Origin of the sequence: Alistipes intestinihominis (assembly GCF_040095975.1) — a bacterium.
Taxonomy (GTDB): Bacteria; Bacteroidota; Bacteroidia; order Bacteroidales; family Rikenellaceae; genus Alistipes; species Alistipes senegalensis.
Genome location: NZ_JBBMFL010000004.1, coordinates 119,740 through 141,453 on the forward strand (window position 1 = coordinate 119,740; position 21,714 = coordinate 141,453).

Below are 21,714 nucleotides of genomic sequence, written 5' to 3' on the forward strand. Positions count from 1 at the left end.
AATGACAAATATAAAGACTCGAATAATTATGAGTAGGCTGAACATAATTGGAATTGTTAAAGGCATTAGAAGTAAAACGAATGTTTATACACCTATTATCGAGGCTGTAGTCAATGCGATTGATTCAATTTATGAATCAGGTCGCAAAGATGGAGAAATAACTATCCTCATCAAACGAGAAGCAGAATTCTCTTTTGGAGATGGTAACTTACCAGCTGTGCAAAGTATAGAAGTTATTGATAATGGGGTTGGATTTACTCAAAAAAACAGAGATTCATTTGACACTTTTTATAGTGATATGAAGATCGCTCGAGGAGGAAAGGGATTCGGGCGGTTTATGTTCTTAAAATACTTTGGGGATACATCGGTTAGTAGTATATACAAAACGGAAGAAGGAGAATTCAGATTACGTCAATTCCAATTTGGAAAACAATTTGATATTGTCGTTAATGAAACGGATGTTCATTCTGAGAAGTCAGATACAGAAACCCATATATATCTGAATAATATCATTGATAATAAATACATTGACAAAGGGCTGGAAACTATTGCTCGAAAGCTATTAGAACGACTTTTAATATTCTTTATTGACGATTCGACTCCTTGCCCAATTATTAGGGTGGTAGATGCTTCGGATATTGGTGCTCCTATCATTTTGAATCATTATATTAATCAAGATGATAGCGATATAAAATTATTGGACACCAAACCATATGAAATCAGTTCTCCACTATCATTGGAGTCAAGTCATTTTATTGCAAAAATATTCAAGGTATTTTATGCTCAAAATCAAAAGAGTAAAATTTGTTTAACAGGGCATAGTAGAGAAGTAACAGAAACTACTTTACAAAATTATATTCCCGAATTTGAAGATGATTTTTTTGAAGAAGAACAACGAGGGAAAGAAACCATCAGGAGAAATTATATTGTTAAAGTTTATGTAGTAGGTTCATATCTTAATGATAATGTTTCTATTGAACGGGAAACTTTTAATTTCGAGAAAGATAAGTATAGTGATTTATATCCATATTCTCAAACTGATATTGAGAAAGGTGCTGCTGATAAGGTCCGCGAACTTTTCAATAATGAGGTAAAAGTCCGGGAAGGAAAAAAAGTTTCTCGAATTACAGAATATATCACGTCTTCAGCTCCATGGCACAGATCATATATGGAAGACTTGCCGCTTGATAAAATTCCATATCATGCTACAGAGGAGCAAATAGAATTAGCTTTTCAGAAAGTTAAGTTTAAAAAAGAGCAAGAAGCTCGTATTGAATTAAAAAGTATATTGAATGAAGAGCAATCAGAAGAATCTTCTTTTGATACTGATTTACGTGGATTGATTTCAAAAGTAACAGAAGCCGGTAAAAATGATCTTGCTCATTATGTGTGTAATCGCCGTATTGTATTAAAGTTATTACAACAACTTTTGAAACGACGAGATGATGGGAAAGCGGAATTAGAGAAAGAATTGCATAATTTGATATTTCCTATGGGAGGAGACTCTAATACGACTGACTATACTGAACATAATTTATGGTTATTGGATGAACGTCTCGTTTTTTCTGAGTACATTGCATCTGACAAAAAAATATCTGCAAAAGCTGCTCCGACAGAACCGGATATTGTTATTTTTGACAAAAAACGATCATTTCGCAATGGAGATAATGAATTTAGCAATCCATTAACAGTTTTTGAATTTAAGAGACCCAAACGAACTGCTTACACGGCAGATGAAGATCCAATTATACAAGTAGGTAACTATGTTGATGAGATTCGTGCAGGAAAATATGAAACTCCTGAAGGTGTTGAGAAAGTAAAAGTGAATGATTGTACACCTGTTTATGGTTATATTGTTTGCGATCCTTGTGATAAAATAAAACAATTTGCTAAAAATCATCAATTAACACCCAGTCCAGATCAAGAAGGGTATTATGGCTTTCATGCGGGATTTAATATCTACTTTGAGATTTTAAGTTATAAACGGTTACAGTCAAATGCGGATCTAAGAAATAAGATATTTTTTAGGAAATTAAATATCGATTAACGGACATTGTCTTATCCATATCTCGAACCGCTTCGCTATGTTTGTCCCGAATAAAGGCAAGCGATAGTGAAGTGGTTCCCATTTTTGCATAGGGGCGAGCGGCGCGACATTTCATCGGCCGAGTTCGAGATGGCGGTAAATAAAGTCATTACTGCCGATTCGGTCGCCGATGCCACGCACCAGCCGTATATCACCGAGGAGGGTGCACTGAACCTTACAGCGGTTTGGGCTTGCGTGCGAATCCTCTCCGAAACAGTCGGAACGCTCCCGTTGCATCTCTATCGCCGTACTGTGCGTGGCCGGGAGCGACAGTACGACCATCTCTGCCACCGACTCGTGCAGGTTCCCAACTCCTATTCCACACGTTTCGACCTGATGCACCACCTGATGGTATCGTGCGCTCTGTGGGGCAACGGCTATGCCCGCATCTTTCGGGACAAACGCTACCGCCCTGTTCGGCTGAAGTTCATCCATCCTGCCCGTATCGAGCCGCTCCTTACCGACAACGACGAACTCTTCTACCGATCGGACACGGGCGAACTGCTCCCGAACGAAGACGTCATCCACCTGCGCGGGCTATCGACCAATGGCTACAAGGGTAAAAGTCCGATCGCCGTCCATCGCGACAACCTCGCACTCTCCGTCTCGGCGCAACTCTACGGCAAACGGTTCTTCGATCAGGGCGGCAATATGTCGGGCGTCTTCAAATATCCCTCGACGCTCAAGCCCGAAGCCTACCAGCGGCTCAAGAAAGACCTCATCGCCCAATCGGTCGGTTTGCATAATGCCCACGTCCCGCTGCTGTTGGAGGGCGGTATGACCTACGAACGCATCTCCATTCCTCCTGAAGATGCGCAGTTCATCGCTACGCGCAAGTTCCAAAAGACCGAGATCGCTACCATCTACGGCATTCCGCCGCATATGATCGCCGACTTGGAACGTGCCACGAACAACAACATCGAGCATCAGGGTATGGAGTTCGTGCAGTATTGCCTGATGCCGTACCTCGTCCGCATCGAGGAGGAGTTCAACCGCAAACTGCTACGCGAGGACGAGTTCGGGGAGTATTACTTCCTCTTCGGTCTGAACGGGTTGCTACGCGGCGATGCTAAGACCCGCTCGGAATACTACAAGAATATGAATATCGTCGGCGCGATGTCTGCCAACGAAATCCGCTCCCTCGAAGATATGAACTCCTACGATGGCGGCGATGAATACTTCGTACAAATGAACATGCAGCCGGTAACGACTGCCGTAAAACCTGAAACGAATGGAACTGAATAATGAAATAGAGATCCGGAGCCTTGTCGGCGATCTGCATATCGAAAGCCGCGAGGAGGGAATCGTCAGCCGGACGATCGTCGGCTATGCCGCGAAGTTCGAGAGTTGGAGCGACCCTATTATGGGGTGGTTCCGGGAGAAGATCGCGCGGGGCGCGTTCGATGGGTGCGACCTGTCGGACGTCATCATGTGTTTCAACCACAACACCGATTCGATCCTCGCCCGCACGACGAGCGGGACACTGCGACTGGAAGTGGACGACGTAGGTCTGCGCTTCGCGTTCGAGGCTCCGAATACGACTTCGGGGAGCGATATGCTGGAACTGGTACGCCGGGGCGACGTCTCGAAATGTTCGTTCCGTTTCGGCGTCGAGCAGGACGAGTGGCAGTATGCCGACGAGCAGAACGGTCTCGCGATGGATGAGCGGACAATAATCCGGTTTTCGCGTGTGGTGGATGTGTCGCTCGTGGTATTTCCCGCCTATCCCGAAACCGAAGCCTCGGTGCGGCATCTCGAAGAGCGGAAAGCAGAGTATCTGCGCGAACATGCACCGCAGCCGGAACGAAATGATCGTGCTGTCGCTGAAAGCCGGGCAAGGAAGCGACTGGTCGAGAGTTTACGAATCAAACAGTAACAAAAAAGGATGCAATTTTCATTGTATCCTTTTAATTTTGTTTCAATAACCCTTTGATGTATTCTTCGATTTCGACCGCTGAAATTATTATCCGGGGTTCGAGTTGAATAGCCAATGCCGTACCTCCGACGAGCGTCCACCCTTCGATGCACTCGAGTCGGGATACTCGTTCGATAATCGCTTCGGTATGTTCGGCTATACCTCTCATGCGGTCAATTTTGAAAGGTGGCGCGTCATCATCGCTTTCAAGTACCGATCCGGATAGCGGATGCCGAAATAATACCAAGCGAAAAAACGATTGAGCGAATAATAGTAATCGCCCTGTACGACCATCGTCCGGAGCCAGACATCTTTGATTTTCTTTGCCGAGAAAAGCCGGAACAATAAATCGATATCGTCTAAATCGAGTTTTTCGAGAGCGGCTTCTATCAGTTGATCGTCGGACATATTTTCCCGAACGGATGTCTTGTCATACGACCAGAACCCGCCTGAGTCAATCAATTTATCAGCGATATGCTCCCGAATATTCATACTGCAAAAATAATACTTTCTTATTTCAGAACGCTGTATTATTCCTAATTATTATCGACAAATTATGTTCCGAAATGAAAAAATTACACTTCAGCAACGGTGCGTGAACTTACATTTCGGATAATTGGAGCATCCGTAAAATCGGCCGTATGCCCCTTTTCTCTCGACCAGCCGGCCGCCGCATCGCGGACAAAGACCGGAGGCGAGCGCATGCTCATAGTTAACTACCGTCTGCCGAACCCGTTTTACATGTTCACGGTTACGACCAGCAGTCGTAACATTCGCCTGTTGCAGGGTGGCCGCAATGCGCTGTACTTGCTCATCGTCGATAACTTCCGTCCGATACTGCTTGATCGTCGGGGCCAAATCTCTCCAATAGATTACGTGTGCACTTTCAACGGTTACGTTCAGAGAGGCTTTTCTCGAAAAGGCGACGATCGAAATAATCGGATATCGGCCGCCGGCCGACAGAGTTTGCCGTACAGCACGGATATGCGTCTGATTCTGCCTTACGGGATTGGCAAGCGCATATTTGTAACCGTAAAGATTCTGCGTCCACTTTTCGCTGTTTTCGTGCCCGAATATCCAGCCTTTGTAGTTCTTCGTTTCGATGACGAATATTCCGTACTTGGACACCACGATGTGATCTATCTGCGTCGTTCCTCGGGCTGTTTTCAGGATCACGTCGTCGAGAATACAATAGTCGTCGGACAAAAATGTATTGAGCCTTGCCGATACGATCCGTTCGCCCATACGACCTTTTATCTTCGGTCGAAAAACTCGAAGCGTAATCGTAAGAGCGATTACTATTATCCCGATAAATATTCCTGACATAGATCTGATTTGAATGCCGTTACAAAATTAATCGTTTTATCGAATCTCTCGGTCAGTCAACTGCGACAAAGTTTCCCTATTACGGCTGATGCGTGGATTAAGTTTGCTCCCGAACGAATCAATAACGAGATTTATGAGCAAACTGAAAACCCTTAAAGAGAGTCGCGCTGCCGTGTTCGCAAAGATCGACGAGTTGCGTACCGCGACCGACGGTCGCGAGATGACCTCCGAGGAGCAGGAGCGGTGGAACACGCTGCTTGCGGAGTACGAGCAGGCCGACCGCGCCGTCGAAGCCGAGGAGCGCTACGTCGATATCGAGCGCCGGCAGGCCGAGCAGCAGTATGCCCGACAGACCTCCGGCGAGCAGCCCGACGAACGTCGTGCCGAGGAGTACCGCACCGCTTTCCGCGACTACCTGCTGCGCGGTGCTGCGGATATTTCGCCCGAACACCGGACAATGTTCGAGCAGCGCGCCGGCATCACGGGTTTGTCGGGCGGCGTGATCGTCCCTTCGTCGCTTGCCGACAGCATCGAGGTCGCGCTGAAAGCCTACGGGGGGATGTTCGAGGCGGGTTCCATTCTCACCACGAGCAAGGGCGGTGATCTGATTATGCCGACGGTAAACGATACCGATGCGAAGGCTACGGTCGTTGCCGAGTATCAGCAGTCGACCAAGTCCGCACCGTCGTTCGGCTCCGAAACGCTCAAAGCCTACACCTACCGCACGCCCATCGTCCCCGTGTCGTTGGAGCTGTTGCAGGACTCTGCATTCGACCTCGAATCGCTGCTCTCGGGTCTGCTGGCCGAGTCGTTCGGGCGGGGTATCAACTACGACCTCACGCGCGGCGACGGCAAGGGCAAACCCAAGGGCATCGTCGAGTGGGCGCACGCCTGTGCCGTCAGCCCTTCGGGCAACGGGATTTCGCTCGACGCACTGATCGAGCTTATCAAGGGCGTGGATTCCTCCTATGCCCGACACGGGCGGTTCATGTTCAACCGCAATACGCTCTACTCGCTCGTCAAGATCAAGGATACGACGGGACGCTACATCTGGCAGGAGGGTGCGAAGGACGGTACGCCGCCGACCTTGTTCGGCAAGGCGTATATCCTGAACGACGACCTCGACGATGCCGCAGCGGGCAAGACTTCGGTGCTGTTCGGCGACTTCTCGAAGTTCAAGATCCGTATGGTCCGATCGTTCCGCGTGATCCGCCTGAACGAGCTGCTCGCCGAGTACCTTTCGATCGGGCTGTTCGGCTTCGCCCGCACGGATGGCATCCTGCTGGACGCCGGTACGCACCCCGTTCACAAGTTGGTGCATAAATCGGCGTAAGGAATGACGGTAATCGAGATGCGGGAGCCGCCGATCGCGCTGGAACTCGCCAAGCAGCACCTGCGGGTAGGCAGCGCCGCCCATGACGATACTTTGATCGCTGCGAAACTCGACATGGCCGTTGCTGTGGCGGAGGATATGACCGGACGGATCATTCGGGAGAAGAGGGTACGGTTCGACGTATCGATTCCCGCCGACGCTCCCATCGTTCGCCTGCCCGTCCCTACGACGCGCATCGAGCGGCTCTCCGTTTCTCGAACCATCGTTCCCGAATCCGACTACACGCTTTTGGAGGACGACTACGACCCGATGCTGATTGCCGAACCGCAGTACGGCGGACAGACCGCAACGGTTACGGCCGTCGTCGGCTACGATCGTGTTAATATACCTCCGGCAATCAAGGCAGCTGTTCTGCTGATCTTGGGTACGCTCTACGACAACGAATCGGACAATCTGGTCGGCCGCTCCGTCTCGGAGCTGTCGCTTACGGCCGAGAAACTCCTGCTTCCGTGGCGGGTAACCCCTTACGGCGATGTTTGACACGCGAATCGAGATCCTCGAATACACCGAGGAGCGGGACGAGTACAACGACCTCACGGAATCGCTCCGGCGCGTCGCTGTCTGCTACGCCCAGCGTACCGAGAACGGCGGTCGGGAGAACCTCTACGCTGGACGCATCGTCCACGAGAACGAAACGGTCTATACGATCCGTTGGCAACCCGACCTGCGCCCCGATATGGTCGTTCGCGACGAGGGGTTCTTGCGGAAAATAATTTCGATCCACGAGGAGGGGCGCCGCTGGCGCCTGCACCTCAAATGCCGGAAGAGCGATGCTGACGATCGAGGTTGACGGTTATGCCGAAGCCAAGCGGATTTTGGACGAACTGCCGAACACGATGCAGAAGCGGATGCTGCTTGCGGCTCTGCGCGCCTTGGCCAAACCGATGTTGCAATCGGCACGGAGCAAAGTCCCCGTTCGCACGGGCAAACTGAAGAAGCAGCTGCGCACGGTTCGCTACAAGGATCGCAACGCTTCGAAGTCGGAGGTGGCCATCGCCGTGAAGCCGGTCTTCGAACGCACGAAGAAGAAAGGCGCCGTGAACGAATATTACGGCAAGTTCATCCACGAGGGGACTGCCGACCCGCGTACCTCGAAAAAGGGCAAGTTGTTGGTCTTCGACGATGCGCAGGGCAAAAAGGTCTTCGTCCGCAGCGTCAGGGGCATCCGACCGACGCCTTATCTGGAGCAGGCTTATACGGAAAACTCCGAGCGCACGGCGGCGATCTTCGGCGACGAGTTGGCTGCGGCAGTCGAGAAGTTCGTGAATAAAAACTTCGCACCGGTATCGAAATGACGGATTTCAAGAAACAGTTGATCGCACTTTTGGAGCATGAGATTCCCGAATTGGCGGATAGGATCCAAGCCGGTGCGGTCGATGCCCGGACGCCTGCGCCTTTCGCCGCATTTTCCGTTCCGGAGGAGACGCCCGTAAGGACGCTGCACGGCATCGCCGGCTACCGGACGATGTTCGAGGTCGCGGTCTACGACAGCAGGGTCTCCGGTGCGGAACGCCTCAAGCATCGCGTGATCGCCGCCTTAGAGGGTGCGGAGTTCGATGACAAACGCAGCCGTTTCGTCTCCTCGGCGACGGAATACTACGCGGACTATGATCTGCACGGCGCGATGATGTCATTCAGAATCATATAACGACAAAACGATAACTTATGCCTGAAACTTACGGAAACAAACAGGTCGTCCAAGGCGAGGACATCATTCTCTTGGTGGACGATAAGACGACGCTCCACGCCACGACGCACACGCTGAAAGTGGACTTGGAGATGAAGGAGCTGCGCACGAAGGATACCGACGGCAAGGAGAAATGGCCGGGCGATGTATCGTGGTCGGTGGACGGCGACGGGCTGGTGGTCATCGACGATTCGATCGAGAACAGCCATACCGCCGAGGAGGTCCTCGACCTGGTACTTCGGAAAAAACTCGTCGAGGTGGTCGTCAAGTCGCCGCTCACGGGACTCGCGAAGATGTACACAGGCAAAGCCTACATCACGACCTTCTCGCTCTCGACGCCTGCGGGCGACAATGCCTCTTACAGTTATTCGCTTACCGGCAGCGGCAACCTGACGCCGGTAGACAAACCTGAATCCTGACCGCTATGAAAGAGATCATCATTCAAGGCACGCCGCACCCGATCCACTTCGGACTGCGCGCCATCGACGAGTTCGTCAGGCAGCGCGGTGCGGAGTTCGGGCAGACGGTCGCTTCGAACGACGCCCTCGGATCGTTGGACAGCATCGTCGCGCTGACCGCTACGGGACTCAACGAGGGTGCACGACGTGCCGGCAGCGACCGCCGCTACACCGAAGACGAGGTGTGGGACATCTTCGACGAGGAGCCGTCCCTCATTCTTGCCGTCTCGGAACTCTTCGTCGAGAGCATCGCGCCGCTGACGGATAAGTTGGGCGACCTCTCAAAAAACGGGAAACGCCCGACGACGGGGAGCCGCAAGCGGTAACCTACGAGCGGTGGTTCGCCATCGCCGTCGGGCAGATGGGACTGGCACCCGAAGCCTTCGAACGTCTGACGCCCGCAGAGTTCATCTACGCGTGGCTCGGCTGGGCGAAACGCGAAGGCGATAGGCAGCGGCAGGCATGGGAACGCGAACGGTGGGCGGTATGGGTTGCTACCTGCATCCAGCTCGACCGCAAAGACCGCCGCCCGATGACCGAGATGTTCCCGCTGCCATGGGAGGGGCCGACGGCTCCCTCCAAACAAGAACCGACCATGCAGGAACGCATGGAACGAATCGAAGAAATGAAACGATGTATCCGAAAATAACCCTGATTATCCTGACGATCGCCGCTGCCGGCTGCTCTTCGCTCCGAAGCACGCGATCCGAGCGGCACGAGACGCTCGCTATCATCGACTCGACCCTTACGATGCTGTTCCGGCAGGAGTTCAAGCGGCAGATCGGAACGCTCCGCCGGACTGTCGTGGAGTTTTATCCGCCGGCAGAATATCCGGAACCGAGCAACGACCGGCTCCCGAATCCGACCGACACGCTCCGCGCCGTTCTTCCGCCTCCGAAGATTCCGGTGGCGAGTGTTTCCCGGCAGCCGGTCAAGCGCATCGCCTATACCGAGGTATCGATGCAGAACGACCGAACGATCCTTACCGACAGCATTTCGCATAGCCGCATCAACACGGCAGCCCGCAACGACGTACAGGAGCAGACTGACGAGCAGCCATCCTCCGGTATCGCATGGCTCAAGTGGGCGACGGCACTTGTCGCACTGACGCTTCTTCTGCTCTTATTCCTCAAACTCCGATAACCGAACCCTTATGGCCAGACTGAAAACTCCGATTTCATACTATGGCGGCAAGCAGATGCTTCTGAAGCATATCCTGCCGCTGATTCCCGAACATACGCTCTACACGGAAGCCTTCTGCGGCGGCTGCGCCGTGCTGTTCGCCAAGCCGCCCGCGCAATGCGAGGTCATCAACGACACGAACACCGAATTGGTGAACTTCTACCGCGTGGCGCAGACGCAGTATGCGGCACTTAAGGCGATGATCGATGCGACGCTCCACAGCCGCGAGATACACGCGCACGCACGGCATATCAACGAGCATCCGTCGTTCTTCACACCCGTCGAGCGGGCTTGGGCGGTGTGGGTCTGTACGAAGTTGGGCTTCGCCTCGATGATCGACGGAACGTTCGGCTATGACCGCAGCGGCACGACGACGCTGAAACTCCGCAATGCGAAAGAGGCCTTCACGGAGGAGTTGTGCAGCCGCCTCGGCCGCGTTACGGTCGAGTGCGAGGACGGCATCGATGTCATCCGCCGCTATGACTGCCCCGAGGCGTTCCACTTCGTCGATCCTCCTTATGTCGGCAGCGACTGCGGACACTACAACGGTACGTTCGACGAGGAGGATTTTTCGAGGTTGCTCGACACGCTCGCGGCGGTCGAAGGGAAGTTCATGCTCACGATGTTCCCGCACGAGAAGATCGAACGCCTCGCCGACCGGTACGGCTGGACGATCCATCGGCTCGACCGCACCATCACCGCCTCGAAAGTCTCCCGCCGCCGGCAGGAGGAGTGGATTACGACGAACTACCGGCAATAATGAATCGTCGTCCGACACACGCCTCGCTCTTCAGCGGCATCGGAGGCTTCGACCTTGCGGCCGAATGGGCGGGCTTCGAAAACAAGTTCAATTGCGACACGGATCCGTTTTGCCGCCGTGTTCTCGAATACCATTTCCCTCATGCAAAACAATACACCGATATCTGCACGACAGATTTCTCTGTTTGGCGAAACCGTATCGACGTTCTCTCGGGAGGCTTCCCCTGCCAGCCGTTCAGCTCGGCAGGCAAACGACGAGGTACAGAGGACGATCGTTATCTCTGGCCGCAGATGCTGCGAGCTGTTCGGGAAATCCGTCCCCGCTGGGTCGTGGGCGAAAATGTTCTCGGAATCGTTAGTTGGTCGCAAGGATTGGTATTCGAGCAGGTGTGCGCTGATTTGGAAGCTGAAGGTTACAGCGTCCAGCCGTACGTACTTCCAGCTTGCGGTGTCGATGCGCCGCACCGGCGATACCGAACATGGTTCGTCGCTCGTATTGCCGACGGTTCAAACACAAGGACTGAAGATATGTCGAAACGGACGGATGGAGCCGCTGCCGTTGAATTTACTGCCGACGCCGACAGTCAGCGATGCGACTATCGGTTCTGTGATAAGCAGCAAGGATCGGTATGTCGCGACGTCGACCGGAATATGGCGGAAGATCGACGAACGGGGTGCGAATTGGAGCTTGGGCTTGAGCAGGATGTCTCTGTTGCATCTGCTTCCGGAACCCGAAGCGAACGGATATACTCGACCGCTCGACGGCACGGAAGCATACCGGATTGGGACGACTTCCCGACTCAACCCCCTGTTCGTCGAGGAGATGATGGGATTTCCGAACGGTTGGATCCTGCTGCCGTTTTTGCGGGACTCGACGATCGACAGAGCAGACGCCGCAGCCATGTAGTTCGATGGTGCACCGAAGCGATCAAATGTTACGGCAATGCCATCGTCCCGCAGGTGGCATACCGGATTCTGATGACGATTTACCGATATGAAAGCCGTATTGCCGAATAATGCCTTAACTCGATATGCAACTGAACACAATCTATAATACCGACGCCATCTCAGGTCTACGTTTGCTTCCCGACGAGTCGGTGGACTGCATCGTCACTTCGCCTCCGTACTGGCAGATGCGCGACTACGGCATCGGCTCGATCGAGTGGCCGGACGGTTGGTCGGGACAGTTGGGGTTGGAACCTACGCGCGAGGAGTTCATCGCGCATCTGTGCATGATCTTCGACGAGTGCCGCCGCGTACTGAAACCCTCCGGCACGCTGTGGGTGAACTTGGGCGATTCGTACAGCAAACCCTACAAATACAACCGCCGACAAGATCCCAAGTGGAGCGAGAATTCGAAGAACAGCGATTGCCTTTTAGATATCAAGGTCGATACGGCGCGTCACCGTATTCCCTCCAAGTCGCTGTGCAATATTCCGAACAAGTTCGCCGACGAAATGATCCTGCGCGGCTGGGTGCTGCGCAACGAGATCATTTGGTACAAGCCCGCCTGCATGCCTGCCTCCGTGCGGGATCGTTTCACGGTGGACTTCGAGAAGATGTTCTTCTTTACCAAGTCGCAGCGATACTATTTCGAGCAGCAGTTCGAGCCGTATGCCGCCTCATCTTTCGATCGCTATAAAAATCCGGTAACGCTCAACGGCAAAAGCGGAAAGTATCGCTGCATCAGCGGAAAACCTCACGGACGCCTCGAGATAAATCCTCGCGGTCGCAATATGCGGTGCGTGTGGCGTATCCCTTATGAACCGAGCCACGAGGCGCACTATGCCATGTATCCTTCGCGATTGGTCGAGACGCCGATCGAAGCCGGATGTCCCGAAGGGGGACTCATACTCGATCCCTTTATGGGCAGCGGAACGACGGCAGTCGTCGCCCGACGATTAGGACGCCATTACATCGGCTTCGAACCCAATCCGGAGTATGTCGCAATTTGCAAGAAGAGACTCGAACAGCAAACCCTCTCCCTTTGATATGTCTTCGCATACTTACGACAATCACGCCTATATCGCTTCGTGTTCATTCAGCAAGGATTCGATCGCTACGATCCTCCTTGCCCTCGAACATGGCGAGCCGCTCGATGCCGCCGTCTTCTCGGAGGTGATGTTCGACCACCGGCGCAATATCAGCGGTGAGATGCCCGAACACATCGAGTGGATCTACTCAACGGCGATTCCGCGTCTTGCCGCCTTGGGCGTACGGGTCGATGTCGTCCGTTCGGAGAAAGACTATCTTACGTTATTCCATACGGTCATAGGGAGCGGTACGCATAAGGGTATGCTGCGCGGCTGGCTCATCGGCGGCAAGTGTTGCGCCAACCGCGACCTCAAAATCCGGCCCATACATCATTATTACGGTCGTTTCCGCAAACAGGGCGTCGTGCAGTACGTCGGCATCGCGGCCGACGAACCGAGACGCCTCGCACGAATGCAGGACAAAGGGTATATCCGTAAAACGAGTCTGCTCGCCAAGTACGGGTACACCGAGGCGGACGCCCGCCGCAAGTGCGAAGAATACGGTCTGCTGTCGCCTCTTTACCGAACCTCGCATCGGGGCGGTTGCTGGTTTTGCCCCAACTGCCGCATTCCGGTCTTCGCCGAGTTGCGCCGCCGCCATCCTGAATTGTGGCGCGAATTGCAACTGCTCTCGAAGGTCGAAAATAAGTCTTCCGAAGGTTTCAAATACGGGCAGACTTTCGAGGAGGTCGAACAGCGGATGAATCTCTTCGAGTACGCTCCTGTGCTATTCTAAATAACTGAAAATAAATACGATAATAGTCGCCTGATAACTTGCGTGTTCCGAATAACGATGTTATGTTTGTCATACGATAAACAACTAAAATAGAGCGAATTATGAAAAAGACAGTCATCGTGAAAGGCGAGCGTCGCAAGGTGGAATTCGAGTATCGGGTAATCGATAAATTGGTTAGTTGCCAAAAAAGCAAACGATGGGATAAGCAGTGGGGATGGCTGCCGGTCGAAACCTATTACCACGAGGCCGTTGCCATTATCGACGGTGTAGAATATCCGAGCGTCCGGCGCTGGCATACCAATGGCGGCAGGTATTCGGAACAGTTCTTTTACAACGGACATTTCTATGATTCGTATAAGAAAATGATCGAGCGCATTCTCGAATCGGCAGACGAATAACTCTTGAACCTCGATGGAAGCAGATGGAAAAACAGGCTCCGTACGGAGCCTGTTTCGACCTTTCGCCACAAGCGTAAATAACTGAAAATAAATATGATAATAGTTGTCGGATAACTTGCGTGTTCCGAATGACGATGTTATGTTTGCAGTACAATAAACAACTGAATAATAAACGATTAAAACACCCGAACATGACAAGTGCACAAGCAAAACAGATCGCGTCGAACTATATGCGACAGCAGAGCGATTACGTATTTTCGGCTGTAACGGTTAAAAGCCTCGCTCCGGCGAACGGACCAGTTAAGGTGTGGCTTACCACCGAAGACGACTACGGGGACGAACTGATCGTCGAGGTCGAGATGAACCCACAGTCGAATGAGATCCGCTGGAAGAAGATCTGCAACACGGGACGCCTATCCGAATATCTGAAGCCGGCTATTCGGATCGATAAACTTTCGGCGGGGCAGCGCTTCCGGTTGCAAGGCGACTGCGTGGTTTACGAGTTCATGGACAATGTAAAGGACCGCAGCAGTATTCCCTATATCATCCGACGGGCGGACCGGTCCGGTTGCGTATCGAGAGTCGGATGGCAGGAAGTCTTTCCTATCGAGTAACCGATAACCGCGCACCTTGCCGAAAGGCAGGGTGCGCATAAAACGATACGACGATGAAACTCCACCGAACGAAAACCGGAACTTACACGATTGCGGATATTACTGCAACTCAATATCGCGCCCTTGCTGCCGTGCTTATGACCGCCGATGAGCGTTGCTTCGACGAGCAGGACGAGGACGGCAACTATTACAGCAACGACGATTTCGTCTGCTCGCTCGATGGCGATGAACGCGAGGCTTTGCGACAGGTGTGCGACGCACTTCTATAACGTGTAAGATATTGAAAATAAATGCAATAATAATTGCAGAAAGACTTGCGTGTTCCGAATTATGATGCCATCTTTGCAGTGCAATAAACAACTAATATAGAGTGTATTATGAGTACAAGAGCAAGAATCGGAGTAAGACTTCCCGACGGAAAAATCAAAAGCATTCATATATGGCGGGACGGACATCCCGATACGTTGGGCGAAGCGTTGTCAGCGCACTACAATACATTGGAATCGGCAATGGCACTGGTCGAACAAGGCAACATAATCGATGTGGAGGCGCGTCTCGAAGAGTGCCGGTTCGAGAAATCGAATGAACGGTACGATACCGAGCCTCGGATTTATAAATCGGTTGCCGCCTACGAACGAGAAATCGAGGAGGATATATGTTGCAAATATCTCTATCGGGACGGCAAGTGGGAATACCTGGCGGTCGATTAGTAACCGACTTCCGATCGTAAGGAGCGAATGCTCCGAGCCTCCGACGGGAGGCTTTCCCTCGTTTCGTCCATTCAGTTGTTTATTGCGACCGGAGCCGTACACGATGTACGGCTCCGGTTTTCGTTCAAAGGCGGGACATTGTTTCTGCAACGAATCTTCGGCAGCATGTATATTTACCATATGGAAAATACTTGATAAATAGTTGATATTCTTTGAATTAAGTTGCCGACAAACTTGCGCGCTCCGAATAATGATGTTATGTTTGCAGTGCAATAAACAATTGAACCACAATCTATTAAACGACTCGATTATGAATACAGCGAATCGAAAAAGAACGGAGATCGACGCCGAACTCGACCGGTTGGAGGTCGAATTCGAGAAGAACCGCAAGGAGATGCAACGCCTTGCCGACGAGAACAGACGTGCCGGTAACCGCTACGGCGAATTATCGAATGCAAATCACGACATCAACAACCGGATCCTTACATTGCTCGCTGAGCGTTGGGAATCGGAAGAGACGACCGATTGACGAAACGAGAGACGGACCCCGCCGAGAAATATTCCTCGGCGGGGTAAAACCCGAAACCGGAAAACACATAAAGTGATGAAAACGATAAATGCAAATGCAACGGTAGGCGACAAGATTCGCATTATCCATCTTCGCGACGAGGACAGCCGTTACGACGGCAAGGAGGGTACGATCGAGTTCATCGACTCGCTCGGACAACTGCACGGCACATGGGGAGGCTTGGCAGTCATTCCCGAAGTCGATCGGTTCGTAATTATCGAGAAAGCGGAATAATCGCCGGCAACGATAATGCTCGGTTCCGCCATCTTTTTGTAATATCTAATCTATTGAAAATAAATACGATAATAGTCGCCGAATAATTTGCGTGTTCCGAATAACGATGTTATGTTTGCAGTACGATAAACAACTAAAAAAGAGCGAATTATGAGAACGAACATCGAACGGTTTTTAGAGAGATTCCCGAAGAATGCCACGAATTGGGCGCAGGCGACGGACGAGGTGCGCGATATGGCTCGCAAGGCTCGCGAATTGTTGGAAGAGTACGAAGGCGTAATCGTCGAACCGGTAAATTTCCGGGCTATCGAGACCCCGGCCGAGTGGAATACCGAAGGTCGCGAGTTCGTCCTGACGAACTTCGATCGCATGGCGGATAGGACCAAAGAACGCTTCTACGACTACTTCCGCGAGTGGTTCGAAGGCGAAGAGGAATAGACCGACGCACGGATGCTCCCCGCAGCTCGAACGGGGGAGCATCCGTCCTAACCCCGGAGCAGGGTTGCACACGTCTCTTTCGATAGGAAATCTATCGTGCTCCATCAGTTGTTTATTGCAGCCGGAGCCGCATCATGTGCGGCTCCGGTATTTTATTTTGTATGTAAATAATGATTAAATTTGTAACGAAAACAGAATACGATGAAAGCCTATACCTATATCGAACACGGGCGGTTCGGGCTGCTCGACAAGCCGAACCCCGCCTTGCAGGATCCTCGCGACGCCATCGTGCGCGTGACGCTCGCAAGCATCTGCACCAGCGACCTGCATATCAAACACGGCAGCGTGCCGCGCGCCGTCGAGGGCATCATCGTCGGCCACGAGATGGTCGGCATCGTCGAGGCGGTCGGGTCGGAGGTGCGCAGCGTAAAGGCCGGCGACCGCGTGACGGTCAACGTCGAGACCTTCTGCGGCGAATGCTTCTTCTGCAAGCGTGGCTACGTGAACAACTGCACCGATCCCGACGGAGGTTGGGCGCTGGGCTGCCGCATCGACGGCGGGCAGGCGGAGTATGTTCGCGTGCTGCATGCCGATCAAGGGTTGAACCGCATTCCCGATACGGTAAGCGACGAGCAGGCATTGTTCGTCGGCGATATTCTGGCTACAGGTTATTGGGCGGCGAAGATTTCGGAGATTGTGCCCGACGACACGGTCTTGATTATCGGTGCCGGACCGACGGGTATCTGCACGCTGCTTTGCGCAAGATTGAAGCGCCCGAAGCGAATCATCGTCTGCGAAAAATCGCCCGAACGACGGCGATTCGTGCGGGAGCACTATCCCGAGGTGCTGACGGTTACACCGGAGGCGTGTCGCGAGGCAGTCCTTGCAAACAGCGATCGCGGCGGCGCCGACGTCGTGCTGGAGGTGGCCGGAGCCGAGGATACGTTCCGCATGGCGTGGGAGTGCGCCCGCCCCAACGCGACGGTTGTCATTGTTGCGCTCTACGACCGGCCGCAGATGCTGCCGCTGCCTGACATGTACGGCAAGAACCTCACCTTCAAGACGGGCGGCGTGGACGGCTGCGACTGCGCCGAGATACTCCGCCTGATCGAGGCGGGCGAGATCGACACCACGCCCCTCATCACGCACCGCTATCCGCTCGGACGCATCGCTGAGGCATACGACCTCTTCGAAAACCGCCGCGACGGAGCGATCAAGGTGGCGATCGATTGTACCGAATAAAAAAGGCTGTATTATGTATCCGCATGATAACATTTTCAAGATATACTATCGAATAGGTCGGGCATTGCCGTTCGAAGTAAGACGATTTCCCGATGGGCGAGTTTCCGACTGGTATCGGAACCAATCGGTCGTCGTAACGAAGATCGCCCCGAAAGGCGAATACGGTCATGCTTGGGGATATTACCTACGCAACGGACAACGAGAAAATGCGTATTGGTGCAAGAAAAGCGATGCGGAACCTCGTCCGATTCCTTGTTGCGGGTGTGGCGGATGGGTTCTCGTAAATGTAATAGGCGAACCGACTGCCACACCGGATATCGACATCGAACAGGCATTGGAGCATAAGCCCAATGACAAATTAGGACCTTCCGACACGATGCGATTCGGCAAACATAAAGGGAAAACGCTGGCAGAGGTCAAGGCTGAAGATGAACAATATCTTCGGTGGGCAGAGACCAATGTAAGCGGTTTCTGTGTAGACTGGGAAAGTTTCGAGCAATAGCATTTACGTCAACGTCCACCCTTTGTCTGTCGCGATCGCTTTTTGGATAGCATTCAGTTTAGCGAGGTTCTTCGCTCCGATATTGCAGGTCTTGCCATTACCTGTATCGGATAGCGCATTCAACAGGAATACCAAACTCTCTACCGTGAGTTTCGGGCAGCCGTTTACGGCGATGTCTACATCGACGGGTCCGTCGATGATTACCGTTTCGAGTGCGGAGCAGGAGACGAACGTCGTGTCGATTTTCGATGTTACCTTGCTGAAGTCGAGTCTTCCTCCGATTTTGCGCAGGCTCTTGCAACCGTGGAACATCTCCGAGGCGGAGGTAATGCGCGAAGTGTCCAGCCCGCCGATCTCCTGCAAGTTCGTACAGCCGTAAAAGGCATACATCATATTCGCGACGTTCGAGGTGTCGAGCGTCGGCACGCGCTCCAGCGCCGTACAGCCGTAGCACATCTGATACATCGAATCGAACGACGCCGTGTCGAACTCCGGAAATACCGACATCGTCGTATTGCCCCGAAAGAGCTGGTAGCCGTTGCGGATCTGATTCATTCCGCTGGTGCTGTCCACCAATGCGACTTTATCGACGAGCGATGCCAACGTCTCTTCGTCGGTTGTCGCCACGCCTTTGTCGCGGAGCGTCTCGGCAAGGTGCTGCCGCAGCGCATCGAGCCGCAAAACGAGTGAAGTAAAGTCTGCCATACGCTATCCGATAATATGGTTCAGTGCCTCCTCGATACCGGTCAGCCCGAGCGAAGCGGTCATCGCATCGACCAACGTTGCAAAAGTCACGGCAGCACCCGTACCGTTGCGGTCGATTTCGATAAGGTCGGTGGCGGCCAAAGTCGTCACCTTCGGGAGTTGAGAGAGCGTAATCGTATCGGTATCCGATCCGGTTGCAGGTCGTCCTATAATCGACCCTGTTTGTTCTATTGCCATAATTCTATTCTTCGTAAATCTTGAATTCGAACATCATCTGATAAGTTACGTGCCACATGCATTTGGCGGAGGAATAGGGCGACGGCACAGCTAACAGTTGCAGCAGTCCTCCGTAAGTTTCGATACGAGGAACCGGCAGATAGCCCATTCCGTAGGCATCTTTCTTCAGTGTCGTCACGATACCCGACTGCGTGTCGTCCGCCGCAAGCACGATGTTCGGCGAAGAACGCGTGCGGATCGGACAGTCGTAGAGGTTCACTACGCTGCCGATATACTCGGACGATACGGGCAGGTTCAGCCAGACGATGAAACTGCCGAAATCTGCGCCGTTGGCGATCAGGTTGAAGTTGCGGTTTAGCGTATATTTGCGGGTGGAGGCGTTGTAGTCCGTACCTTCGTCCGTGAAGTATTTGAATTGCACCTTCGAATATCCGCTGAAGATGCCGCTCGCCATTTCGACGTGTCCGTCTTCGTAGATGCGTGTGGCAGCCGTCGCAGCGTTCTCGATACCGTCCGCACCGGCGAAGAACATCAACTTGCCGTGCTTCGACGTCGGAGCGCCTTTCAATGCGCAGCCTGCCATACCCGCCACGACCTTCTTGTCCGTATCGTCCTTTACGCCGACGAACCCGGACAGCACCACGCCGCTTCCGGCATCGATCTCCGTCGAGTTATCCTGAAAGTTCTCGCGCAGATACTCCAGATCGCTGTCGTCGCTTTTCGCCGCCTCGTCCAAGAGTGCCCCGATCGTCCGCCGGGCCGTGTAGTAAGCCTCTATATCGGCGAAATCATCCCCGATCGGAATGAACTCCGGTTTCGGCTGCGTGTATTTCCCGATGGCGGCGACGGCCCGCTGATAGGCATCTTCGTAGGGCGTCCATTCGTCGGCGAGCAACCGGACGACGCGCCGCTTGCCGTGTACCATAAGTACTTTGCCGTTCGCGCTGCGATAACGAAACACGGAGAGCAGCCGCAGGGCATTGGCGCGGAGTTGTTCGTACTCGGTTCGGATATCTTGCAAGCGCTCTTTCAAAAACGACTTCTCCACGGGTGAAACATACTTGTCCGAGTTGATACGACCAAGAGTCTCCAATGTCGAGGAGATCGTCTGCATCAACACGTCGAAATCCGTTCCGACATCGGGTTTCGCGGGGTCGATGCGACCGAAGCGCAGGATGCCGTTGCGGAAACTTACGCCATAACCCGTCGAACGGTTGAAAAGCTGCATATCGCCCGTAGCGGAGTCGAACCACGAGTCGCCCGACTTGTCCGAGAGGAAGCCCGTGAGGTAGATGTTCTTCAGATAGGCCGAATAACCGGTCATATCCAGACCGTGCGCCTTGAGATTCGAAAGGTCGCCGAACTGAGCAGCGATATTTTCCGTGCGGATCGTCCAGTCGTCCATACCCGTGAGGAAGCGCAGGTAGGTGCGGGTTTCGTAGCGGGAGGTCCGGCGCTCCTTGTCGGTCGTATTGCCGAATGCAACGAACTGCATCGCCGCCTGCGGATGGTAGGGGTAACCCTCGCGCAATTCGTACCGCCATTCGGCGTAAGTGTCGCGGTCGAGGCACTCGGTAAGCCGGAAGTAGCAGGTCGTGAAACCTGCATAGGCGCGGTTGCCGAACGAGTCGTCCGAATCGACGGTATTGCCGCTCGACGCGTCCATTGCCGAGTTCAGGAAGATGCCCATACAGAGGTCGTTCTCGCGCAAGGTGCTTATTTCGCCCTCCTCCAACTTGACGACCAACGTCCGGTTTTCCGGCGAGACGATCTCGACGATGCCGCCGCCCGGAGCGGACCACCGATCGCCGACGACCGTTTCGATGCGGTTGTAGCGGTATTCGGGAACCTCCAAGAACTCCTCCAAATGAAGCCGTCGCAGGTACGTATCGCCCATAACCGACAAGTCGCCCGAGATCGTACCGCCTTTCTTGTCCAACTTCTTGTCGAGTTCGCCGGACAGTCCCGTGATGTCGGCAACGGCGTGCGTATGCTTCTTCGGAGCCATCACGCCTTTGATCTCCTTGCCGGAAACCTTCATCGATGCGGCGGCAGTCGGGACGTCGACGATGAATTCGAATGCGTCGAACTCCGCCAACTGTCCCGAAGCGCTCGCGAGGTCTTTGATGCGAACTTCGTCCATAACGACGTGAAAATAACGCTTCGCCGAACCTTTTTCGGGATACAAAGTCCCTAATTCCGAAGAATGCCTTATCTTTGTAGTTGCATTCCGCACAGCCGGAGTGCGACATATTATCCGACTTGACTCTGGAGAAAACTGGTAATTTTTAACAAAGGGTTGAGCACACCGTATTCTCGCATCGAACGGCTCTCGTCGTAAGGTTCGGGATATGGTCATATCCCTGCTTTACGGCGTGGGCTATATGTGCTTATCCTTTGTGGGTATACCAGTACCTCTCCAGTATAAGCGGCAGTAGGCCCACGTTCTTTTTGCCCGGCGGACAGACGCGATCCTATCTGCCATTTCGAT

The 21,714-nt window shown here is 53.1% G+C and carries 30 protein-coding genes; 25 read left to right on the forward strand and 5 right to left on the reverse strand.

What is annotated here, in order from left to right; genetic code table 11:
- Nucleotides 1-28: 28 nt before the first annotated feature.
- From WMO46_RS04940 to WMO46_RS04950, 3 genes are all read left to right on the forward strand, one after another.
- Nucleotides 29-2,047 carry an ATP-binding protein gene (locus WMO46_RS04940; protein ID WP_129652107.1) on the forward strand — a complete coding sequence of 673 codons (2,019 nt, stop codon included), beginning with the start codon at nt 29-31 and terminating at the stop codon, nt 2,045-2,047.
- A 129-nt stretch (nt 2,048-2,176) separates the two neighbouring features.
- Nucleotides 2,177-3,331 carry a phage portal protein gene (locus tag WMO46_RS04945; RefSeq protein WP_129652108.1) on the forward strand — a complete coding sequence of 385 codons (1,155 nt, stop codon included), beginning with the start codon at nt 2,177-2,179 and terminating at the stop codon, nt 3,329-3,331.
- A complete protein-coding gene (locus WMO46_RS04950) occupies nt 3,318-3,962 on the forward strand; it encodes an HK97 family phage prohead protease (RefSeq protein ID WP_129652109.1) in 645 nt (214 codons plus the stop codon). The genes WMO46_RS04945 and WMO46_RS04950 overlap by 14 nt, the downstream gene beginning before the upstream one ends.
- Before the next feature lie 204 nt (nt 3,963-4,166).
- Here the strand turns inward: WMO46_RS04950 and WMO46_RS04955 are convergent, their stop codons facing one another.
- The gene (locus tag WMO46_RS04955) at nt 4,167-4,493 is read right to left on the reverse strand and encodes a hypothetical protein (protein ID WP_129652110.1); all 327 of its coding nucleotides are present in this window, start codon (nt 4,491-4,493) and stop codon (nt 4,167-4,169) included.
- Nucleotides 4,494-4,583: 90 nt separating this feature from the next.
- Nucleotides 4,584-5,246 (reverse strand): NERD domain-containing protein, encoded by a 663-nt coding sequence (locus tag WMO46_RS04960; protein ID WP_165357794.1) that lies wholly within the window; start codon nt 5,244-5,246, stop codon nt 4,584-4,586.
- A gap of 214 nt (nt 5,247-5,460) precedes the next feature.
- Here WMO46_RS04960 and WMO46_RS04965 point away from each other — a divergent pair, with 214 nt between their 5' ends.
- The 22 genes from WMO46_RS04965 (at nt 5,461) to WMO46_RS05070 (ending at nt 18,281) form a co-directional block, all read left to right on the forward strand.
- Nucleotides 5,461-6,660: a phage major capsid protein gene (locus tag WMO46_RS04965; protein ID WP_165357795.1), complete on the forward strand. Its 1,200-nt coding sequence runs from the start codon at nt 5,461-5,463 to the stop codon at nt 6,658-6,660.
- Nucleotides 6,661-6,663: 3 nt separating this feature from the next.
- Complete coding sequence (locus tag WMO46_RS04970) at nt 6,664-7,200, forward strand: head-tail connector protein (protein WP_129652112.1); 537 nt, start codon at nt 6,664-6,666, stop codon at nt 7,198-7,200.
- Nucleotides 7,193-7,510 carry a phage head closure protein gene (locus WMO46_RS04975; protein ID WP_129652113.1) on the forward strand — a complete coding sequence of 106 codons (318 nt, stop codon included), beginning with the start codon at nt 7,193-7,195 and terminating at the stop codon, nt 7,508-7,510. Before WMO46_RS04970 ends, WMO46_RS04975 begins: the two co-directional genes overlap by 8 nt.
- Nucleotides 7,491-8,015 carry an HK97-gp10 family putative phage morphogenesis protein gene (locus WMO46_RS04980; RefSeq protein ID WP_129652114.1) on the forward strand — a complete coding sequence of 175 codons (525 nt, stop codon included), beginning with the start codon at nt 7,491-7,493 and terminating at the stop codon, nt 8,013-8,015. The genes WMO46_RS04975 and WMO46_RS04980 overlap by 20 nt, the downstream gene beginning before the upstream one ends.
- Nucleotides 8,016-8,032: 17 nt before the next feature.
- A complete protein-coding gene (locus tag WMO46_RS04985; protein WP_129652115.1) occupies nt 8,033-8,368 on the forward strand; it encodes a hypothetical protein in 336 nt (111 codons plus the stop codon).
- 17 nt (nt 8,369-8,385) lie between these two features.
- A complete protein-coding gene (locus tag WMO46_RS04990) occupies nt 8,386-8,826 on the forward strand; it encodes a phage tail tube protein (protein WP_129652116.1) in 441 nt (146 codons plus the stop codon).
- Between the two features lie 5 nt (nt 8,827-8,831).
- Complete coding sequence (locus tag WMO46_RS04995) at nt 8,832-9,191, forward strand: hypothetical protein (RefSeq protein WP_129652117.1); 360 nt, start codon at nt 8,832-8,834, stop codon at nt 9,189-9,191.
- Between the two features lie 35 nt (nt 9,192-9,226).
- Complete coding sequence (locus tag WMO46_RS05000) at nt 9,227-9,514, forward strand: hypothetical protein (RefSeq protein WP_276716159.1); 288 nt, start codon at nt 9,227-9,229, stop codon at nt 9,512-9,514.
- Nucleotides 9,499-10,008: a hypothetical protein gene (locus tag WMO46_RS05005; RefSeq protein WP_129652119.1), complete on the forward strand. Its 510-nt coding sequence runs from the start codon at nt 9,499-9,501 to the stop codon at nt 10,006-10,008. Before WMO46_RS05000 ends, WMO46_RS05005 begins: the two co-directional genes overlap by 16 nt.
- 10 nt (nt 10,009-10,018) lie before the next feature.
- A complete protein-coding gene (locus tag WMO46_RS05010; RefSeq protein ID WP_242493248.1) occupies nt 10,019-10,807 on the forward strand; it encodes a DNA adenine methylase in 789 nt (262 codons plus the stop codon).
- The gene (locus tag WMO46_RS05015; protein ID WP_129652315.1) at nt 10,807-11,823 is read left to right on the forward strand and encodes a DNA cytosine methyltransferase; all 1,017 of its coding nucleotides are present in this window, start codon (nt 10,807-10,809) and stop codon (nt 11,821-11,823) included. The genes WMO46_RS05010 and WMO46_RS05015 overlap by 1 nt, the downstream gene beginning before the upstream one ends.
- A gap of 14 nt (nt 11,824-11,837) precedes the next feature.
- Nucleotides 11,838-12,797 (forward strand): DNA-methyltransferase, encoded by a 960-nt coding sequence (locus tag WMO46_RS05020; RefSeq protein ID WP_129652120.1) that lies wholly within the window; start codon nt 11,838-11,840, stop codon nt 12,795-12,797.
- 1 nt (nt 12,798) lies between these two features.
- Nucleotides 12,799-13,575, forward strand: a complete 777-nt coding sequence (locus tag WMO46_RS05025; protein WP_129652121.1) for an adenine nucleotide alpha hydrolase family protein — start codon at nt 12,799-12,801, stop codon at nt 13,573-13,575.
- Between the two features lie 101 nt (nt 13,576-13,676).
- Nucleotides 13,677-13,973: a hypothetical protein gene (locus tag WMO46_RS05030; RefSeq protein WP_129652122.1), complete on the forward strand. Its 297-nt coding sequence runs from the start codon at nt 13,677-13,679 to the stop codon at nt 13,971-13,973.
- Between the two features lie 191 nt (nt 13,974-14,164).
- A complete protein-coding gene (locus WMO46_RS05035) occupies nt 14,165-14,587 on the forward strand; it encodes a hypothetical protein (protein WP_129652123.1) in 423 nt (140 codons plus the stop codon).
- Between the two features lie 53 nt (nt 14,588-14,640).
- Nucleotides 14,641-14,856 (forward strand): hypothetical protein, encoded by a 216-nt coding sequence (locus tag WMO46_RS05040; RefSeq protein ID WP_129652124.1) that lies wholly within the window; start codon nt 14,641-14,643, stop codon nt 14,854-14,856.
- 108 nt (nt 14,857-14,964) lie between these two features.
- Nucleotides 14,965-15,297 (forward strand): hypothetical protein, encoded by a 333-nt coding sequence (locus tag WMO46_RS05045; protein WP_129652125.1) that lies wholly within the window; start codon nt 14,965-14,967, stop codon nt 15,295-15,297.
- Between the two features lie 310 nt (nt 15,298-15,607).
- Entirely contained in the window at nt 15,608-15,826 is a 219-nt protein-coding gene (locus WMO46_RS05050; protein ID WP_129652126.1) for a hypothetical protein, read from the forward strand.
- A 75-nt stretch (nt 15,827-15,901) separates the two neighbouring features.
- A complete protein-coding gene (locus WMO46_RS05055) occupies nt 15,902-16,099 on the forward strand; it encodes a DUF4314 domain-containing protein (protein ID WP_129652127.1) in 198 nt (65 codons plus the stop codon).
- A 150-nt stretch (nt 16,100-16,249) separates the two neighbouring features.
- Nucleotides 16,250-16,537, forward strand: coding sequence for a hypothetical protein (locus WMO46_RS05060; protein WP_129652128.1), 288 nt, complete (start codon nt 16,250-16,252; stop codon nt 16,535-16,537).
- 201 nt (nt 16,538-16,738) lie between these two features.
- Nucleotides 16,739-17,779, forward strand: coding sequence for an alcohol dehydrogenase (locus WMO46_RS05065; RefSeq protein ID WP_129652129.1), 1,041 nt, complete (start codon nt 16,739-16,741; stop codon nt 17,777-17,779).
- 13 nt (nt 17,780-17,792) lie between these two features.
- Nucleotides 17,793-18,281: an exodeoxyribonuclease X C-terminal domain-containing protein gene (locus WMO46_RS05070; RefSeq protein ID WP_129652130.1), complete on the forward strand. Its 489-nt coding sequence runs from the start codon at nt 17,793-17,795 to the stop codon at nt 18,279-18,281.
- A 3-nt stretch (nt 18,282-18,284) separates the two neighbouring features.
- On the opposite strand, the gene WMO46_RS05075 is transcribed toward WMO46_RS05070, so the two are convergent.
- Genes WMO46_RS05075 through WMO46_RS05085 form a run of 3 tightly spaced genes read right to left on the reverse strand, consistent with a single transcriptional unit; the run spans nt 18,285 to nt 21,366 of the window.
- Nucleotides 18,285-18,986 (reverse strand): BspA family leucine-rich repeat surface protein, encoded by a 702-nt coding sequence (locus WMO46_RS05075; protein WP_129652131.1) that lies wholly within the window; start codon nt 18,984-18,986, stop codon nt 18,285-18,287.
- Between the two features lie 3 nt (nt 18,987-18,989).
- Complete coding sequence (locus WMO46_RS05080; RefSeq protein ID WP_129652132.1) at nt 18,990-19,223, reverse strand: hypothetical protein; 234 nt, start codon at nt 19,221-19,223, stop codon at nt 18,990-18,992.
- Between the two features lie 4 nt (nt 19,224-19,227).
- Complete coding sequence (locus WMO46_RS05085) at nt 19,228-21,366, reverse strand: hypothetical protein (RefSeq protein ID WP_207209358.1); 2,139 nt, start codon at nt 21,364-21,366, stop codon at nt 19,228-19,230.
- Nucleotides 21,367-21,714 lie beyond the last annotated feature (348 nt).

Coding starts and splice junctions, on each gene's coding strand:
- WMO46_RS04940 (WP_129652107.1), top strand. CDS start 29: ATGAGTAGGCTGAACATAATTGGAATTGTTAAAGGCATTAGAAGTAAA.
- WMO46_RS04945 (WP_129652108.1), top strand. CDS start 2,177: ATGGCGGTAAATAAAGTCATTACTGCCGATTCGGTCGCCGATGCCACG.
- WMO46_RS04950 (WP_129652109.1), top strand. CDS start 3,318: ATGGAACTGAATAATGAAATAGAGATCCGGAGCCTTGTCGGCGATCTG.
- WMO46_RS04955 (WP_129652110.1), bottom strand. CDS start 4,493: ATGAATATTCGGGAGCATATCGCTGATAAATTGATTGACTCAGGCGGG.
- WMO46_RS04960 (WP_165357794.1), bottom strand. CDS start 5,246: ATGGGCGAACGGATCGTATCGGCAAGGCTCAATACATTTTTGTCCGAC.
- WMO46_RS04965 (WP_165357795.1), top strand. CDS start 5,461: ATGAGCAAACTGAAAACCCTTAAAGAGAGTCGCGCTGCCGTGTTCGCA.
- WMO46_RS04970 (WP_129652112.1), top strand. CDS start 6,664: ATGACGGTAATCGAGATGCGGGAGCCGCCGATCGCGCTGGAACTCGCC.
- WMO46_RS04975 (WP_129652113.1), top strand. CDS start 7,193: ATGTTTGACACGCGAATCGAGATCCTCGAATACACCGAGGAGCGGGAC.
- WMO46_RS04980 (WP_129652114.1), top strand. CDS start 7,491: ATGCTGACGATCGAGGTTGACGGTTATGCCGAAGCCAAGCGGATTTTG.
- WMO46_RS04990 (WP_129652116.1), top strand. CDS start 8,386: ATGCCTGAAACTTACGGAAACAAACAGGTCGTCCAAGGCGAGGACATC.
- WMO46_RS04995 (WP_129652117.1), top strand. CDS start 8,832: ATGAAAGAGATCATCATTCAAGGCACGCCGCACCCGATCCACTTCGGA.
- WMO46_RS05000 (WP_276716159.1), top strand. CDS start 9,227: ATGGGACTGGCACCCGAAGCCTTCGAACGTCTGACGCCCGCAGAGTTC.
- WMO46_RS05005 (WP_129652119.1), top strand. CDS start 9,499: ATGTATCCGAAAATAACCCTGATTATCCTGACGATCGCCGCTGCCGGC.
- WMO46_RS05010 (WP_242493248.1), top strand. CDS start 10,019: ATGGCCAGACTGAAAACTCCGATTTCATACTATGGCGGCAAGCAGATG.
- WMO46_RS05015 (WP_129652315.1), top strand. CDS start 10,807: ATGAATCGTCGTCCGACACACGCCTCGCTCTTCAGCGGCATCGGAGGC.
- WMO46_RS05020 (WP_129652120.1), top strand. CDS start 11,838: ATGCAACTGAACACAATCTATAATACCGACGCCATCTCAGGTCTACGT.
- WMO46_RS05025 (WP_129652121.1), top strand. CDS start 12,799: ATGTCTTCGCATACTTACGACAATCACGCCTATATCGCTTCGTGTTCA.
- WMO46_RS05030 (WP_129652122.1), top strand. CDS start 13,677: ATGAAAAAGACAGTCATCGTGAAAGGCGAGCGTCGCAAGGTGGAATTC.
- WMO46_RS05035 (WP_129652123.1), top strand. CDS start 14,165: ATGACAAGTGCACAAGCAAAACAGATCGCGTCGAACTATATGCGACAG.
- WMO46_RS05040 (WP_129652124.1), top strand. CDS start 14,641: ATGAAACTCCACCGAACGAAAACCGGAACTTACACGATTGCGGATATT.
- WMO46_RS05045 (WP_129652125.1), top strand. CDS start 14,965: ATGAGTACAAGAGCAAGAATCGGAGTAAGACTTCCCGACGGAAAAATC.
- WMO46_RS05050 (WP_129652126.1), top strand. CDS start 15,608: ATGAATACAGCGAATCGAAAAAGAACGGAGATCGACGCCGAACTCGAC.
- WMO46_RS05055 (WP_129652127.1), top strand. CDS start 15,902: ATGAAAACGATAAATGCAAATGCAACGGTAGGCGACAAGATTCGCATT.
- WMO46_RS05060 (WP_129652128.1), top strand. CDS start 16,250: ATGAGAACGAACATCGAACGGTTTTTAGAGAGATTCCCGAAGAATGCC.
- WMO46_RS05065 (WP_129652129.1), top strand. CDS start 16,739: ATGAAAGCCTATACCTATATCGAACACGGGCGGTTCGGGCTGCTCGAC.
- WMO46_RS05070 (WP_129652130.1), top strand. CDS start 17,793: ATGTATCCGCATGATAACATTTTCAAGATATACTATCGAATAGGTCGG.
- WMO46_RS05075 (WP_129652131.1), bottom strand. CDS start 18,986: ATGGCAGACTTTACTTCACTCGTTTTGCGGCTCGATGCGCTGCGGCAG.
- WMO46_RS05080 (WP_129652132.1), bottom strand. CDS start 19,223: ATGGCAATAGAACAAACAGGGTCGATTATAGGACGACCTGCAACCGGA.
- WMO46_RS05085 (WP_207209358.1), bottom strand. CDS start 21,366: ATGGACGAAGTTCGCATCAAAGACCTCGCGAGCGCTTCGGGACAGTTG.